Below are 13795 nucleotides of genomic sequence, written 5' to 3'. Positions count from 1 at the left end.
GCCCCAGGCCCCATCGCCGGCACAGGCCGCTGCCGCCCCGCCGGCCGCGGGGACCGCCGGCACCGCCCCTGGCTCGCCAGCCGCCCCCACGGCCGGTCTCACCCCGGTCCAGGTGGGCGTCGTCCCGCTCACCCCCCGCTGACGGGACCGCCCGTCGGCTGGTCGGCTGGTCGGCGACGCGGCCTGTCCTACGCACCGGGCCGCGTCGGGCGGCGCACGGCGCCGGCCGGCCAGATGATCTGCACGGGCCGATGTTGTTCTCGGGCATATTCGACGACGTCGGCCGTGCCCCCCCAGCCGCGGGCCGGCAGGCCGTCCCAGACCGCGATGATCTGGTCGGAGGCGTCGACGAGAACCCGGCTCGCGGCCATCAGGCTGGCCGGGTCGGGGGTCGGGCGGTCCTGGCGGACAACCTCGGCGGAGCGGCGCAGCAGCCGGTCGAAGTCCCGACGATGCGCGGGGGGTTGGAAATCCCGGTATCCGTCCGCCGGGATCACCGAGATCAGTCGGCCGCCGAGGGCCAGGATCACGTCGGCGACGACGGTGTCCGCGCCCTCGGCCAGGCAGGTGATCCCCGCGAAGCCCGTGCCGGCGAGGGGCGCGAGCAGCCGGCGCGCCTGCGCGGCCACGTAGCGGGCCTGCTCCCCGAGCAGGCCCCGGTGACCCGTCACACCGACGACGACCGTGCCGCCGCCCCCGGCTGCGACCCCACCGGCAGCCCCGTGAACCGGCTCGTGCCGCTCGAGATCGGCGTCAAGGACCACCCCTCCGAATCTAGCTCGCGCGCACCACCCCACCCGTAAGGACCGCGTCGGCATGCCTCTGACCAGGTGATTTACGGCGATGATGTCGCATCTATCACATTGACGAAAGGGTTAGGTAAGGCGAACCTAAGTCAACCTTCCAGGTTCACATCATTCGTATACAGGGCAGGTCGCCGTGTTCGTCGCAGGTTCTCTCCCTCACACCGCACCGATATCCGCGGCTGCCGTCCCGTCGACGCCACTGGGCCCCTTCGAGGACAGCGCGATCGCCTGGACGACCTGGGCGACGCTGATGGGCTTCGCCGGGCTCGTGGCCCTCGCGCTGATGCTGGGCCCGCCGGCGCGGCGGATCGGACCGGGCACACTCGCCGCCACGACCGCCCGGCTCGCCCGGCTCGCCCGGGCCGCGGCGCTGCTCGGCGCGCTCGCCGTCCCCGCCGCGCTCACCGATCTTGCGCACGATGCGTCCGAAGGCGGCGGCTTCGACTACGGCCAGGCCTGGAACTCGCTCTACGACGGCAGCAACACCGGCCGCCTCTACGGGCTGGAGGTCACGTTGTCCCTCGCCGGTGCCGCGCTCATCGCTCCGCTCGGACTTCGCGCGGTCGCGTCCGGGCGAGCACGACGCTGGCTGCTCGGCGGCGGCCTGGCCGCCGGCGTGGTCGCTCTGGGCACCACGAAATTCCCCGACGAGGTACCGGACGAGTGGGGCCGCACCAGCATCGAGACCGCCGCCTGGATGTTGCACCTGCTCGGCGGCTCCGTCTGGCTCGGCGGGCTCGCGGGACTACTGCTCCTCGCCCTGCCCGGCGCCATCGCCCAACCCGACCGCGGCTCGTTCTGGTACCCCGCGATCCGCCGCTTCTCCGCCGCCGCGATGACCTGCGTCGCCGCGATCGCCCTGTCCGGTCTGTTCCTGTACTGGGAACACGTCGACGGTCCCACCCAACTGTTCACGACCATGTACGGACGGGTGCTCGGGGTCAAGATCCTCATCTTCGGCACCCTGCTGCTGCTCGGCAGCGTCAACCAGTTCTGGCTCCACCCACGCATCGATGCTCTTCGCGCCGCCGGTGACGACCGACCACTTCGCACGATCCTGACGCGACGATTCCCAGCCCTCGTCGCCGTCGAGGTCCTGCTCGGACTCACCGTGCTCATGGTCGCGCCGTTCCTGCACGGATCCGCGCGCAACCAGGCCTTTCAGGCACACCTGGCCAGGCACGCCACCACCGCGACCACCACGCTGCCCAAAATCCCCATGAAGCAGGTCAGCGCCTCCACCTGGATCTACGGCAGCATCGAGACCGTCGCCGTCGTCGTCATCATGATCGCCGGCTATCAGGCGTCCGGGCGGATCGCGCGGCGGCGGGCTGCCTCGGCCACCGCACCGGCCGGCGACACCGGGGCCGTTCTCCCGGCTGGCTGACGATTGGTTCCGGATCGCCCTCGTGGTTCCGGGCAGCGGCGCCAGCCGAGGCCCCGGAGGCGCCAGCGTCCCCTTCGCGACGGCCTCGATCCAGCAACGTTCACCGAGTCGATCTGCACGATCCCGGTGGGCAGCAGGACATCAGGGCAGCAGGACAACCTTGCCGGTCGTCGCGCGGCTCTCCAGGGCTGCATGCGCGGCTGCGGCCTCGGCCAGTGGGAAGGTCTGCACGGCTGGCACCAGGGTGCCGGTGGCCGCGGCGGCGAGCGCTGCCTCTTCCAGCGCCGCCAGCCCACCGGGCCGGCGGAACATCCTCGGCCCGAGGACGGAGGCGACCAGCAGCCCACGCTCCGTCACATCCTCGGTGGTGATGACGGTGGGTGACCCGGCCGACCAGCCGAACGTGAAGTACCGGCCGGCCGGCCCGGTCAGTTCCAGGGCGGCGCGGCCGGCGGCGCCGCCCACCCCGTCCAACGTCACGGTCACGGGGCGGCCGTCGAGGGCGGCCCGGACGGCGTCCGGCCAGTCGGGCAGGGTGTAGTCGACGGCGATGTCGGCGCCGAGGCGGCGCGCCGCGGCGACCTTCGCGGCTCCCCCGGCGACGGCGACGACGGCCGCCCCGACACCGTGGGCCGCCTGGACGAGCAGGCTGCCGATGCCGCCGGCCGCGGCGGTGATCAGCACGACGTCCTGCTTGGCCAGCTCCGCGACGTCGAGAATGCCGATCGTGGTGCGACCGGTGCCGATCATCGCCACGGCGGCGGGGGCGTCGAGGGTGTCCGGGATGGGGTGGATGTTGTCGACCGCACGGACGGCGAGCTGGGCGTAGCCCTGGCCGGTCAGGCCGAGGTGGGCGACGACCCGCCGGCCGAGCCATCCTTCGTCGACGCCCGACCCGACGGCGTCGACCGTGCCCGCGACCTCCCGGCCGGGGATGGTCGGCAACTCGGGGCGCTGGAACATGCCGCCGGCCCGGCCCTCGCGCAGGACGGTGTCGACCAGGTGAACGCCGGCCGCGGCCACCGCGATGCGCACCTGGCCGGCCGCCGGCACCGGATTGTCGACCTCCTCGTAGCGGAGATTGCCCGCCGGGCCGAACTCGTGCAGCCGGACTGCGTACATGATCCGTCCTCCAGGTCGCCGTCGGAGCCGGGTGGCCCGGGTCGGCGCCGACGAACACGGGATCCGGCGCCGGCCCCGGGCCGAACGCTAGAACCTGAAGTCGGATTGAGGTCAACTACGCCGCGGCGGTCAGCGGGCGCTCGTCCCGTACCAGGCCGGTCGGGCCTGCAGCAGCCACTCGGGAATGAGCTGGCGCAGGGTGGCGGGACGCAGGTGCAGATCGGGCAGGCTCGCCAGCGGCGCCGAGACGATGTCCAGGTCATCGAGCCGGCTGCCGAACTCGGCGGCCCAGGGCCGGTCGACCGCGAAGACGACATCGACCACCCCGGCCCGCTCGCCGGCCCCGGCCGCCGCGCCCTCGATGCAGCCGGCGAACGTCAGGTGATCGGGGTCGATACTCGCCTGTTCCTCGAGCAGGCGACGCAACGCCCCCTGCACCGTCTCCCCGGCCTCGACCTGGCCGCCGGGCAGGTGGAACCACGTCTGGCCGCGTTCGTTGGCAAGCAGGATCCGGTCACCCTCAACGAGCAGCGCGCGGACGTTGATCCGCACCGGCGCCGAGACCGGGACCGTGGCGTCGGCGGCCGGGCCGCCGACGGTGCCGGTGCTGCCGGCACCGGTTCCGGTTCCGGTTCTGGCGGTGGTGGTGCTGGCGGTGGTGGTGGCAGTGCTGGTGGTGGCGAACGGACGAGCGGGCGGCGTCACGGGCGCTCCAGGGACGGGGGTCGGCGGACAGGTGACATCCGCATCGTGCCCCGTGGGGACGGATGCTTGGGCGCCAACCGGTCATCCCGCCGCGGACGGCCCGGCCGAGGCCACGACCGGACCCATCGGCCTCCCACCGAACAAACTCCGCACAAGCGGACGATACACCACTGAAATTACCGCAAATTCGGGTTAACCTCTCCGAACTCGCCGAACCTGCAGGGTTACCATCACAAGCATGCCGAGATTCCGCATCAGTGAGGCGGCCACGCTGCTTGGTGTCAGCGACGACACCATCCGCCGGTGGGCGGACAGCGGCCGACTGCCTACCGTTCTGGACGACGCCGGTCGCCGGGCGATCGAGGGTGCCAACCTGGCGGAGTTCGCCAAGGATATGGCAGGAGACCAGAACGGTGCAGGGGCCCCTGTCGTCGCCGAGTCCGCCCGCAACCGCTTCCCCGGGATCATCACCCGGGTCACCCGGGACACGGTGATGGCCCAGGTCGAGATCCAGGCCGGGCCGCATCGGCTGGTCTCCCTGATGAGCCGGGAGGCCGCCGACGAACTCGGGCTCGAACCCGGCGTCCTCGCCGTCGGCGCGGTGAAGTCGACCAACGTCGTCATCGAGATGCCCGACCGCCGCTGACCGCCCACCGGCCCAGGTCTCGCCGGTGACCCTTTCCGCGGCGGATGACCCTCGCCGCGCCGGACCACCTCGTTCTCGGCGGACTTCCCGCTTCGCAACCGTCACCAGTGTCACCAGCGAGAAGGGTTGCCCGCCGGCGATGACGAGCCCAGGTGGTACCTCGCTGCCGTGGACCGCCTCGGCCCGGCGGCCCCACATCCGGCTGCCGGGCCGTAACGGCCGTTCGGGCCGTTCGGGCCGTTCGGGCCGCCGGGAGACCCGCCGCCGCGCGCCGTGGGCACTGTGGGTGCCGGGCGCGATCGCCGCGTTGTTCCTGCTCCTGCCGCTCGTCGGGCTGCTCGTCCGGGCGCCCTGGTCCGGGTTGCCCGATCTGATCACCGAGCATGACGTGCGCGAGGCGCTGTTCCTTTCGCTGGAGACCGCCACCGCGGCGACGGTGCTGTCGCTGCTGTTCGGCATTCCGCTGGCCTGGCTGCTGGCCCGGACCAGGTTCCCAGGCCGCTCCCTACTCCGGGCGCTGGTCACGCTGCCGCTGGTGCTGCCGCCCGTCGTCGGCGGCGTGGCGTTGCTGCTGGCGCTGGGCCGGCGCGGCATCGTCGGGCAGCGCCTGGACGACTGGTTCGGGATCACCCTGCCGTTCACCACCATCGGGGTGGTGGTCGCACAGACCTTCGTGGCGATGCCCTTCCTCATCGTCTCCGTCGAGGGCGCGCTGAACAGCGCCGATCGCCGCTTCGAGGACGCCGCCGCCACCCTCGGCGCGGGTCCCTGGACGACGTTCCGCCGGGTGACAGTCCCGATGGTCGCGCCCGCCGTCGCCGCCGGGGCAGCGTTGTGCTGGGCCCGCGCCCTCGGCGAGTTCGGGGCGACAATCACCTTCGCCGGTAACTTTCCCGGCACCACCACGACGATGCCGCTGGCCGTCTACCTGGCTCTGGAGACGGACACCGACGCCGCCATCGCGCTTTCCCTCGTCCTGCTCGCCGTCTGCGTCGCGGTGTTGTTGGCGTTGCGCGCGCGCTGGTTCCCGGGCGCCCGTCGGCTGCTGCGAGGCCGGGCGTCGCGCGAGACCCCGCTGACCGCCGACGCCGAGGCAGGCATCCGATGACCGCCGGCACGCCTGGGACTCCGCGCGCCGGCCTGTCCGAGCACGGGCCCGAGCCGGCGCCGGCGCCGGCGGCGGCGGGTGGCCTCGATGCCCAGGTGACGGTGCGCCGCGGCCAGTTCGTCCTGACCGTCGACGTCCAGGTCGCCCAGGGGGAGACGGTCGCCGTCCTGGGCCGCAGCGGCGCCGGCAAGAGCACCCTGCTGCGCACGCTGGCCGGGCTGCTCCCGCTCGACGAGGGGCGGGTCACCCTGGCCGGACAGGTGCTCGACGATCCCGCGCAACGCCGCTTCGTCCCGTCCGAGCGCCGCCCCGTCGGCGTCGTGTTCCAGGACTACCTGCTGTTCCCGCACCTGCGCGCCCGCGACAACGTGGCCTTCGGCCTGCAGGCCCGCCTCGGCCAGAGTCGCCGGCACGCCCGCGACCGGGCGGAGGAGTGGCTGGAGCGGTTCGGGGTCGGCGACCTCGGCGACCGCCGACCCGGCGCGCTGTCCGGCGGCCAGGGCCAGCGGGTGGCGCTGGCCCGCGCGCTGGCCACGGAGCCCCGCCTGCTGCTGCTCGACGAGCCGCTCGCCGCGCTGGACAGCACGACCCGCGGGGAGGTTCGCGCCTTCCTGCGGACCGTCCTGCCGACGCTGTCCGCGCCCGTACTGATCGTCACACACGACCCGACCGACGCCGAGGTCCTCGCCGACCGCACGATTGCCCTCGAGGCCGGCCAGGCGGTGGCCGCCCAGGCCTGACCCGAGGCCTGACCCGAGGCCTGACCCGCGGCCCGGGAGGGCCGGCTCCGGAATCGCTCACTTAGTGGGTGCTGTCCGCGGCCGACCTTTCGCCGGCGCAGCGGACCTCCGCGTCCGGGCCGGGGTACACGAAGCTGACGTGCCCGGTGTCGGACCAGCGCACAGCGAACGGCGGGTCACCCGCCTCCGTCCGCACCTCGAAGATCTCCCCGAGCCGGTCCGGCGCCCTGGGGATGTGGCTGTGGACCACCAGGGTGTCGCCGGGATGCGCATGCAGGGCGGTCCGTCGACGGGCTGGCGCGGCGAAACCGGCCATGCGGACGGCCGTCGCGGCGCCCATGGCGGCCAGCCCCCCGGCCGTGCCGGCCATCGCGGCTGTGGCCGGCGCCCGTCCCGTCACAACGGGCGGTGCCGCCTCGCGGTGCGGGGCGAACGTCTCGTCGCACAGCGGATGGACCAGGTCGGCGATCTCCCGTTCACTACGGATCAGCAGATCGTCGACGGAGACCATGCCGATGATGCGCCGCCCGTCCAGCACCGGCAGCCGCCGGATCGCGTGGTCACGAAAGATCTCGTAGGCTCGCTCGACGCCCATGCCGGCCGGCACGGTGATCACTTCGGTGGTCATCAGTGCGTCGATCCGGCCGTCCGGCCCGATCCCCCGCGCCACTCCGCGCAACACGATGTCACGGTCGGTCACAATGCCGACCAGTCGTTCCCCGACCTGCTGGTCGTCGTCGACGACGAGCAGTGCGCCGACGCCCGCTCGCCCCATCTCCTGGGCCGCCTCACCGATCGTGGTGGCTCTCGCCACAGTCACCGGCGGCCTACTGACCACCGAACCGATGTAGGTCATCCCTACCCCCTCTGCCCGACGCCCCGCCCCACGTGGGCCATGCGCTCGCCTTCACGTCGTTCCCTCGTTTCGAGCAGTACGCACATGATTACGCACAGATACTCAAACGCATGAGCCCGATCAGGCGCGGTGCGCGTGGCCCAGCAGGCTCAGATGGTCGACGAACCAGTCCCGGGCGAACGCGGCCACCTGCTCCAGGGAGCCCGGCTCGCCGAACAGATGTGTCGCGTCCGGCACGATCTCCAGCCGACTTTCGCAGCCGGTGAGCCGCTCCCGCGCCCGCCGGTTCAGCTCGAGAACCTGCTCGTCTCGCCCGCCGACGACGAGCAGGGTAGGCGCCCGCACCGCCGGCAGCGCGTCCCAGGCCAGGTCCGGCCGCCCGCCTCGAGAAACGACGGCGGCAACGTCGGAGGCGGCCTGCGGGTCGATCTCGGCGGCGGCCGACAGCGCCGCCGCGGCGCCGGTACTCGCGCCGAAGTAGCCCAGTGGCAGAGCCGCTGTCGCGGGTACGTGCTGCAGCCAGGCGGTCGCGGCGAGCAGGCGCCGGGCGAGCAGTTCGATGTCGAACACGTTCCCGACGTCGCGCTCCTCCTCCGGGGTGAGCAGGTCGAACAGCAGCGTGGCGAGACCCGCGGACGCCAGGGTGCCGGCGACGAACCGGTTGCGCGGGCTGCTGCGGCTGCTACCGCTGCCGTGCGCGAACACGACCACCCCGGCCGGCTGCGGGGGCACACTCAGCCGCCCGGCAAGCTCGCCCACCTCCACGGGAATCGCCACCTCGACGACCCGGCCCGCCCCGGGCCCCCCGACTTCGCCTGTCCCGGTCGTGCCCTCCAGACGGCGGGCGGCAGCCCGCCGCAGCAGGTCGGTGACCTCCTCGTCGGGCGTCTGATCGAAGTCGGCGTAGAACTCGCCGATGCCGAGGAAGCTCGCCGGCGACTGGACGCAGATCACCTCGTCGGCCTGCCGTCGCAGCCAGTCGATGCGGTCACGGGCAGCGACCGGCGTGGCGAGCACGACCCGGTCCGCGCCCTGGGCCCGGACGACCTGGCAGGCGGCCAGTGCCGTCGATCCGGTCGCGATCCCGTCGTCGACGATGACCACCGTGCGGCCGGCGAGGGGGATCCGCGGCCGGCCGTCCCGGAAGCGGCGGGCGCGCCGCTCCAGCTCCGCCGCCTCCCTCGCCTCGACCTTGGCGAACTCCTCCGGACTGACATCGGCCAGCAGCAGCGTCTCCTCGTTGACGACCCGCACCCCGCCCTCCGCGATCGCGCCCATGGCGAGCTCGGGCTGGAACGGCACGCCGATCTTGCGGACGAGGATCACGTCCAGCGGCGCCTCCAGTGCCCGTGCCACCTCGAACCCGACCGGGACCCCGCCGCGGGGTAGTCCCACCACAACAACGTCCTGGCCGCGCAGGTGGGCCATCCGCGCGCCGAGTTGCCGGCCTGCGTCCGCACGAGTGTCGAAGATCATGCTGTCTCACCGTCCTCCCCGTTCGGACTCGACGTCTGCGCCGTCGTGATTCCCAGGAAGGCCAGGGCCGATCCGCCTTTGGGCCACATTCGCACCGCCCGATCGGGCCCCACCCGAGTCCGACACCCGCGGGGCAGCACCGCCGACCAGGCCTCCCCCGGTCGGACCACCCAGCCGACAGGGGGTCCCGGCAACCGGAGTGGCTGCCGAAACGGGCACCAAACGCCCGTTGCCTTGCCAGGCTGGCATGAGGGCCGCCCTCCGCGGTCGGCCACGCGACCGGTCGACCCGATCCACCAGGCTCACCAACCGGCCGCTGCCCGCCGGCCAACCGGCCCCGGTCGGACCCACGACCGCCGCCCGCCGGCCGGCCGGCGGCGAAAACTGCCGTGCAGCGGCCACGCGCCGGAGCTGCGCGGATGGCAGGCACCCGCCGGTGTTCCCCACGTCAGCCGCTCATCGCCGGGCCGACGGGACACCTCACGGGAGGCCTTGCGACAGGCCCGTTGCCTGTCCGCTCGACCCTCTCGCCCGACCGCGCCCCGGTCATCCGGGACCGGCCCACTGCGCGTCCGCGAACCGGCACCAGAATCAGCCCCCATGCATAATGGAGGGGTGACGCTCCGTTTGCAGCACGGCGCCGCCCCTCACCGGGCATGGCGAGTGGCCTGTCGTCCCGGGAGCTGTCCGTGTTGTCCCAGCCCTCGCGCCCACTGAGGCTCGCCGTCAGCGTGACGAGCCGGTCAGCCCGCTAGTTTCGGGGCTGGCCCGGGTGCGAGGGGCCTCGGAGTTCGGTGCATCGAACCTGGACGCGAGACCAACCTGACCGGCGGCCCAACCCCCGCTGATCGTCCGCGGTCCCGGTAACCGGCCTGCAACAAGTCGGCAGCCTCCGCGGACCGCCACCTCCGGTCAACGTGTCGCAACGCACCGCTCCGTCATCTCCCGCCGATTGCGGGCGCGTCGACGTACGCCGACGCGCCCGGGGATCCGCGACGTGCCGCCGGCCGATCCAGCCACGAACCGCCTCGACGGTGGCGGGCCACGTGCGATGTCGGCCAGGACCGGCCGTCGGCTCCCCGATCTCCCGGTGGGAGTCCCCCGACATGCGTATCGATCAGGAAGGCAGCATCCGCCGTGTCCTTCGAGGCGTGGATGGCCCGTCTGCGGGACGAGGGGTACCTCGTCTGCCCGGGCAGCTCCGCAGTGCCGGTCGAGATACGAGGCGTCCGCCCGGACGGAGTCGGCCTGCACTTCCGTTGCCGGGGGACGTCCATCCGGCTCGCCGTGTACCGGCCCGGCCGGGCCGCGTGGCAGGTAGCCGTCCGGGATGACGGATGGTGCCCCGAGGAGGCCCTGCAGCTGTGGGCGCACCTACCCCTGGACGGTCCCCCGCCGCCCGCCGACGCCCGGCTGGCCTTCCCCGGAGATACGCGGCCGGACCAGGAACTCATCGTCGACGGTGCCCGAGCCTGGGGCTGGTCAGGCCACGAGGCGGGCCTGCTGCGACCGTCCGCCGCCGCTTACCTGTTCGGCCACCTCCTCGCGACCCTCACGGGCTCCGGGGCGCAGGAGGCCCTCGGTATCCGCGGGTACGGCGGCCGGACCAGCCCGGACCGTCCGGATCGCCCGGTTGGCGCCGGCGTGGCGCGCACCCGCACCGGCGCCCCGGCGCGTCGTACCGGCGCCCCGATCCGGGCCGGCGCCGCCGTCACCGCAGGCGCCGCGGAACAACCCGCCCGCCGCGCGGACCGCGCCGACGTCGCCCTCCCCACTGCCCGCTCCGAGGCGCACGGCGAGTCCCGCTCCGAGTCCCGCGGCGACCGCGCCGTCCGGATCGGCTGACCCCACCGCGCGGGCCGGCGGACGGATGGCGATGCGGACGGATGGCGATGCAGTCGGGCGGGGGTGGTCGCCGCACCGCCCCCGCCATCCTGTAAGCTTCGATTACTTCCAGGGGGTGTAGCTCAGCCTGGTAGAGCGCCTCCCTCGCACGGAGGAGGCCAGGGGTTCGAGTCCCCTCACCTCCACCAATGTAGGCATTGCGCGAACCGCTCCCTTCGGGGGCGTTGTGGCTGGTAGGACGGCTGCGGCGCCCCCGCGGGGGGCGGCGGGCGTCGCTGGTCGGGTCGACTTGGGTCGATCTGTGTCTTCTCCAGTCTCTACGTTGGCGGCGTCCCTGGAAGCGTTGGCCCCAGGAATTTTGAAGATCGGTACGAGCCGGTCCGGCCCGGTGATCTTCACTTCGGCGATGAGGGCTTCGATGAGGGCCTTGCGGCGGAGGTCGTCGCCGGTTTCGATGATTGTCTCGATGTGCTTGACGATCGTGCGGAGGGTGGAGCGGGCCGGCATGGCCGGTTCGTCGTCGAGTTCTTCGGTGAGTTCGGCCTGCCTCTGGCGGAGCTGCTTCTGCTTGGTGCGCAGGGCTTCGAGCCGGGTGGCGAGGATCTCCTCGTCGAGGGTACCGCGCTCGAAGGCGCCCAGGTAGCGATCGATGGCCTGGTCGGTCTGGGTGAGTTCGGTTTCGATGATGGTGAGTTCGTCGGTGCGGTCGGAGCGGGCGTCGCGGTGGTGGCGCTGGGCTTTGGTGACGGCGTCGGCGATGAGGTGCTGGTGGTCGCGGTAGAAGCTGGCGAGCGCGGTGAGTACGGCGTAGTCGACGGCGTCGGCGTCGAGGCGGGGGGCGTTGCACTCGCGGCGGTTGTAGCGGTTGCGGGTGTGGCAGGTGTAGTAGCGGTAGGTGTGGTTGCGGCCGGTGGCGCGGGTGCCGATGAGGGCTGTGCCGCATTGGGGGCAGCGCATCCGGCCGGTCAGGTAGTAGTCGGAGGGGTTGGAGGCCCGGCGTGAGGTTTCCTCGCTGCGTTCGGTGAGGATCTTCTGGGCGGCGTCGAACGTCTCCTCGCTGATGATCGGGTCGTGGGTGTCTTCGACGGTGATCTCGCGGAAGGTCAGCTCGCCGAGGTAGATCCGGTTGTCGAGCATGCGCAGGATCTTGTGGCCGGACCAGGGGCCGCCGACGGTGGTGCGCAGGCCGCGGTTGTTCAGGACGTTCGCGATGCTCTTCGTCCCGAGGCGGTCGCGGACGTACCGGTCGAAGATCAGCCGGACGATCGCGGCTTCGGTCTCGTCGATGATCAGTTTCTTGGCGGTCTTGTCGACCTGGTAGCCGAACGGGCGCCGGCCGCCTTTCCACAGGCCCTTGGCGGCTTTGCGTTCCATCCCGGCGATGACCCGGTCGATGATCATGTCGCGCTCGAACTGGGCGAACATCGCCAGCATCTGGAGCAGCATGCGGCCGATGGGCGTGGCGGTATCGAACGGCTCGGTGGCCGAGCGGAACACCACCCCGGCCTGGTCGAGTTCTTCGAGCAAGTGGACGGTGTCACGCAGGCTGCGGGAGAGCCGGTCGACGCGGTAGACGAGCAGGACGTCGATGAGCCCATTGCGGGCGGCGGACAGGGCCCGCTGGAGGTCCTTGCGTTCGATGGTGGCGCCGGAGGCGTCGTCGGCGAACCGCAGGGCCACGACCCAGTTGGGTTGGGAGTCGACGTAGGAACGCAGCCGTTCTTCCTGGGCTTCGATGGTGTAGGGCTGGTTCTCGTCGTCGGTGGAGCGGCGTAGGTAGATCCCGACTCTTACGGTGTCGAGCGGTTCGAGGACGGCCTGCTGGGTTCGTTTCGTGGTGGTGCGGCGCGCGGTCGAGCGCGGCATGGCGGCTGTTCCTTTCCTTCCCCCTGGACGCGTTTCTGCTGAGACGGGCGGGCTATTCGTGGCGTCGGCGGCGCCGGATTCCTCGGCGGCGGGCTGGCCGTGCCGGAAACCGGCTGCCGGTGTCGCCGGCCGGGTCGCAGATCTGGACGTTCGTGGCACGTGTCGCGAGGAAGGCCAGGGCCTTCTCCTGCTGTGCCGCTATGGATTGGCATCCGTCGCCGGTGCCGTGCCGGACGTAGAGGACGACCGGCACGGCACCGGCAACGGTGTTCATCGCCGCCTTCTCGGGGGACTGTCGGGTGGGAAATGGGCGCGGCATACCGACGCTCCTTTTTCGGATGGGTTGACGGCGGCCCACCTGAAGGGAGGGTCGGTGTAGGTTTCAGGCCGCTTTTTTCGGAGCCGTGTTCGGCGCTCCGTTCCTCTCCCACTGTAGGACGAGTTCCGCCAGAGCGGACACCGCCGCGTCGTATTCTTCGGCGGTCATGTCGACGGTCTCGATCCGTTCGATTTCGACCTGGCGAGCCACGTCCCGCCGTCCAGTGGAAAGCGGCTCGGAATCGTCCGCGGCGGGCGTGCGGCTCATTCCGTTCCCGTTTCGGGGCGACGGGGGTCGGCGGGGAACTCCCAGGGCGGCAGATGCGGGCTGAGGATTGCGGTCCCGGGGGTGGCGAGGAGCTGTGCGCGGAAGAACGTCCGCCCGTCAATGATCGGTTGGTGGGCGTGCTGGCAAATGATCCAGTGTTCGGGCGAGACGGGCTGGCCGGCGTGGGTGCGGCCCCAGACGGTGGCACCGGTGTAGACGGGGTTGGCCAGCACGCGGCTGATCGCGGTCGAGGTCCACGGCCGCGGGAGTCCGGTCGCCGGGTCGACCAGGGCGAAGAACAGGTTCCCGAGACCGTGCAGGCGGATGGCGATGGACAGAGGGCTGAGCCGGTCGTCGACCCGCCACCGGTAGATCGTCGCGATAACGGTCGCGGGTCCGGGGTCGAGGACGAGGCGGACACGGCGGCGGAGCTGGCCATCGGCGTCGGGGACGGTGACCCGGTGGGCCTGGTAGCCGAAGGGGATCGGTCCGAGGTGGAAGCCGGCGCGGACGAGGTCGATCTGGGCGGCGCGGGCGCGTTCGGTGGTCCAGACGTGGTGGGCGGCGAGCAGCCGCGCCTGCCGGGCGGCGCGGAGGTGGGTGAGCCGCCACCACCAGCCAGGCCGGCGCTGCGGCACGGGCGGGGCGGGGG

General features: G+C 72.3%; 13 protein-coding genes, 1 tRNA gene and 1 pseudogene. 6 read left to right on the top strand and 9 right to left on the bottom strand.

What is annotated here, in order from left to right; all coding sequences use genetic code 11:
• Positions 1-188 precede the first annotated feature (188 nt).
• Positions 189-764, bottom strand: coding sequence for a hypothetical protein (locus tag NBZ85_RS17115; RefSeq protein ID WP_308204980.1), 576 nt, complete (start codon positions 762-764; stop codon positions 189-191).
• A gap of 175 nt (positions 765-939) precedes the next feature.
• Between NBZ85_RS17115 and NBZ85_RS17110 the strand changes: the two genes are divergently transcribed.
• Complete coding sequence (locus NBZ85_RS17110; protein WP_261562220.1) at positions 940-2193, top strand: CopD family protein; 1254 nt, start codon at positions 940-942, stop codon at positions 2191-2193.
• Positions 2194-2334: 141 nt separating this feature from the next.
• On the opposite strand, the gene NBZ85_RS17105 is transcribed toward NBZ85_RS17110, so the two are convergent.
• A complete protein-coding gene (locus tag NBZ85_RS17105; RefSeq protein ID WP_261556082.1) occupies positions 2335-3315 on the bottom strand; it encodes a zinc-binding dehydrogenase in 981 nt (326 codons plus the stop codon).
• A gap of 129 nt (positions 3316-3444) precedes the next feature.
• Positions 3445-4020, bottom strand: a complete 576-nt coding sequence (locus tag NBZ85_RS17100) for an NUDIX domain-containing protein (RefSeq protein WP_261562219.1) — start codon at positions 4018-4020, stop codon at positions 3445-3447.
• 238 nt (positions 4021-4258) lie between these two features.
• Here NBZ85_RS17100 and NBZ85_RS17095 point away from each other — a divergent pair, with 238 nt between their 5' ends.
• The 3 genes from NBZ85_RS17095 (at position 4259) to NBZ85_RS17085 (ending at position 6514) form a co-directional block, all read left to right on the top strand.
• The gene (locus NBZ85_RS17095; protein WP_261556079.1) at positions 4259-4666 is read left to right on the top strand and encodes a TOBE domain-containing protein; all 408 of its coding nucleotides are present in this window, start codon (positions 4259-4261) and stop codon (positions 4664-4666) included.
• Between the two features lie 139 nt (positions 4667-4805).
• Positions 4806-5774, top strand: coding sequence for an ABC transporter permease (locus NBZ85_RS17090; RefSeq protein WP_261562218.1), 969 nt, complete (start codon positions 4806-4808; stop codon positions 5772-5774).
• Positions 5771-6514 (top strand): ABC transporter ATP-binding protein, encoded by a 744-nt coding sequence (locus NBZ85_RS17085; RefSeq protein ID WP_261556077.1) that lies wholly within the window; start codon positions 5771-5773, stop codon positions 6512-6514. Before NBZ85_RS17090 ends, NBZ85_RS17085 begins: the two co-directional genes overlap by 4 nt.
• A gap of 61 nt (positions 6515-6575) precedes the next feature.
• On the opposite strand, the gene NBZ85_RS17080 is transcribed toward NBZ85_RS17085, so the two are convergent.
• Complete coding sequence (locus NBZ85_RS17080) at positions 6576-7370, bottom strand: CBS domain-containing protein (protein WP_261562217.1); 795 nt, start codon at positions 7368-7370, stop codon at positions 6576-6578.
• A gap of 120 nt (positions 7371-7490) precedes the next feature.
• Entirely contained in the window at positions 7491-8846 is a 1356-nt protein-coding gene (locus NBZ85_RS17075; RefSeq protein ID WP_261556075.1) for a phosphoribosyltransferase family protein, read from the bottom strand.
• A 1137-nt stretch (positions 8847-9983) separates the two neighbouring features.
• On the opposite strand from NBZ85_RS17075, the gene NBZ85_RS17070 reads away from it, so the two are divergent.
• The gene (locus NBZ85_RS17070) at positions 9984-10691 is read left to right on the top strand and encodes a hypothetical protein (RefSeq protein WP_261562216.1); all 708 of its coding nucleotides are present in this window, start codon (positions 9984-9986) and stop codon (positions 10689-10691) included.
• A 111-nt stretch (positions 10692-10802) separates the two neighbouring features.
• Positions 10803-10879, top strand: a tRNA-Ala gene (locus NBZ85_RS17065).
• 661 nt (positions 10880-11540) lie between these two features.
• Here the strand turns inward: NBZ85_RS17065 and NBZ85_RS17060 are convergent.
• From NBZ85_RS17060 to NBZ85_RS17045, 4 genes and pseudogenes are all read right to left on the bottom strand, one after another.
• Positions 11541-12557 (bottom strand): annotated as a pseudogene (locus NBZ85_RS17060) (recombinase family protein); the annotation flags it as partial.
• A gap of 52 nt (positions 12558-12609) precedes the next feature.
• Positions 12610-12876, bottom strand: coding sequence for a hypothetical protein (locus NBZ85_RS17055; RefSeq protein ID WP_157734494.1), 267 nt, complete (start codon positions 12874-12876; stop codon positions 12610-12612).
• Positions 12877-12939: 63 nt separating this feature from the next.
• Complete coding sequence (locus NBZ85_RS17050; RefSeq protein ID WP_055752375.1) at positions 12940-13143, bottom strand: hypothetical protein; 204 nt, start codon at positions 13141-13143, stop codon at positions 12940-12942.
• On the bottom strand, positions 13140-13795 hold a 656-nt coding region (locus NBZ85_RS17045; protein ID WP_261562215.1), incomplete at its 5' end, for a recombinase family protein. The genes NBZ85_RS17050 and NBZ85_RS17045, both read right to left, overlap by 4 nt.

Origin of the sequence: Frankia tisae, assembly GCF_025403405.1 — a bacterium.
GTDB lineage: Bacteria > Actinomycetota > Actinomycetes > Frankiales > Frankiaceae > Frankia > Frankia tisai.
This window is presented reverse-complemented; position numbering and strand designations above follow the sequence as displayed.

What these genes read in the sequence shown, in the direction of transcription:
- NBZ85_RS17090 (WP_261562218.1), top strand. Translation starts at nt 4,806, where the DNA reads ATGACGAGCCCAGGTGGTACCTCGCTGCCGTGGACCGCCTCGGCCCGG.
- NBZ85_RS17095 (WP_261556079.1), top strand. Translation starts at nt 4,259, where the DNA reads ATGCCGAGATTCCGCATCAGTGAGGCGGCCACGCTGCTTGGTGTCAGC.
- NBZ85_RS17080 (WP_261562217.1), bottom strand. Translation starts at nt 7,370, where the DNA reads ATGACCTACATCGGTTCGGTGGTCAGTAGGCCGCCGGTGACTGTGGCG.
- NBZ85_RS17105 (WP_261556082.1), bottom strand. Translation starts at nt 3,315, where the DNA reads ATGTACGCAGTCCGGCTGCACGAGTTCGGCCCGGCGGGCAATCTCCGC.
- NBZ85_RS17050 (WP_055752375.1), bottom strand. Translation starts at nt 13,143, where the DNA reads ATGAGCCGCACGCCCGCCGCGGACGATTCCGAGCCGCTTTCCACTGGA.
- NBZ85_RS17075 (WP_261556075.1), bottom strand. Translation starts at nt 8,846, where the DNA reads ATGATCTTCGACACTCGTGCGGACGCAGGCCGGCAACTCGGCGCGCGG.
- NBZ85_RS17085 (WP_261556077.1), top strand. Translation starts at nt 5,771, where the DNA reads ATGACCGCCGGCACGCCTGGGACTCCGCGCGCCGGCCTGTCCGAGCAC.
- NBZ85_RS17055 (WP_157734494.1), bottom strand. Translation starts at nt 12,876, where the DNA reads ATGCCGCGCCCATTTCCCACCCGACAGTCCCCCGAGAAGGCGGCGATG.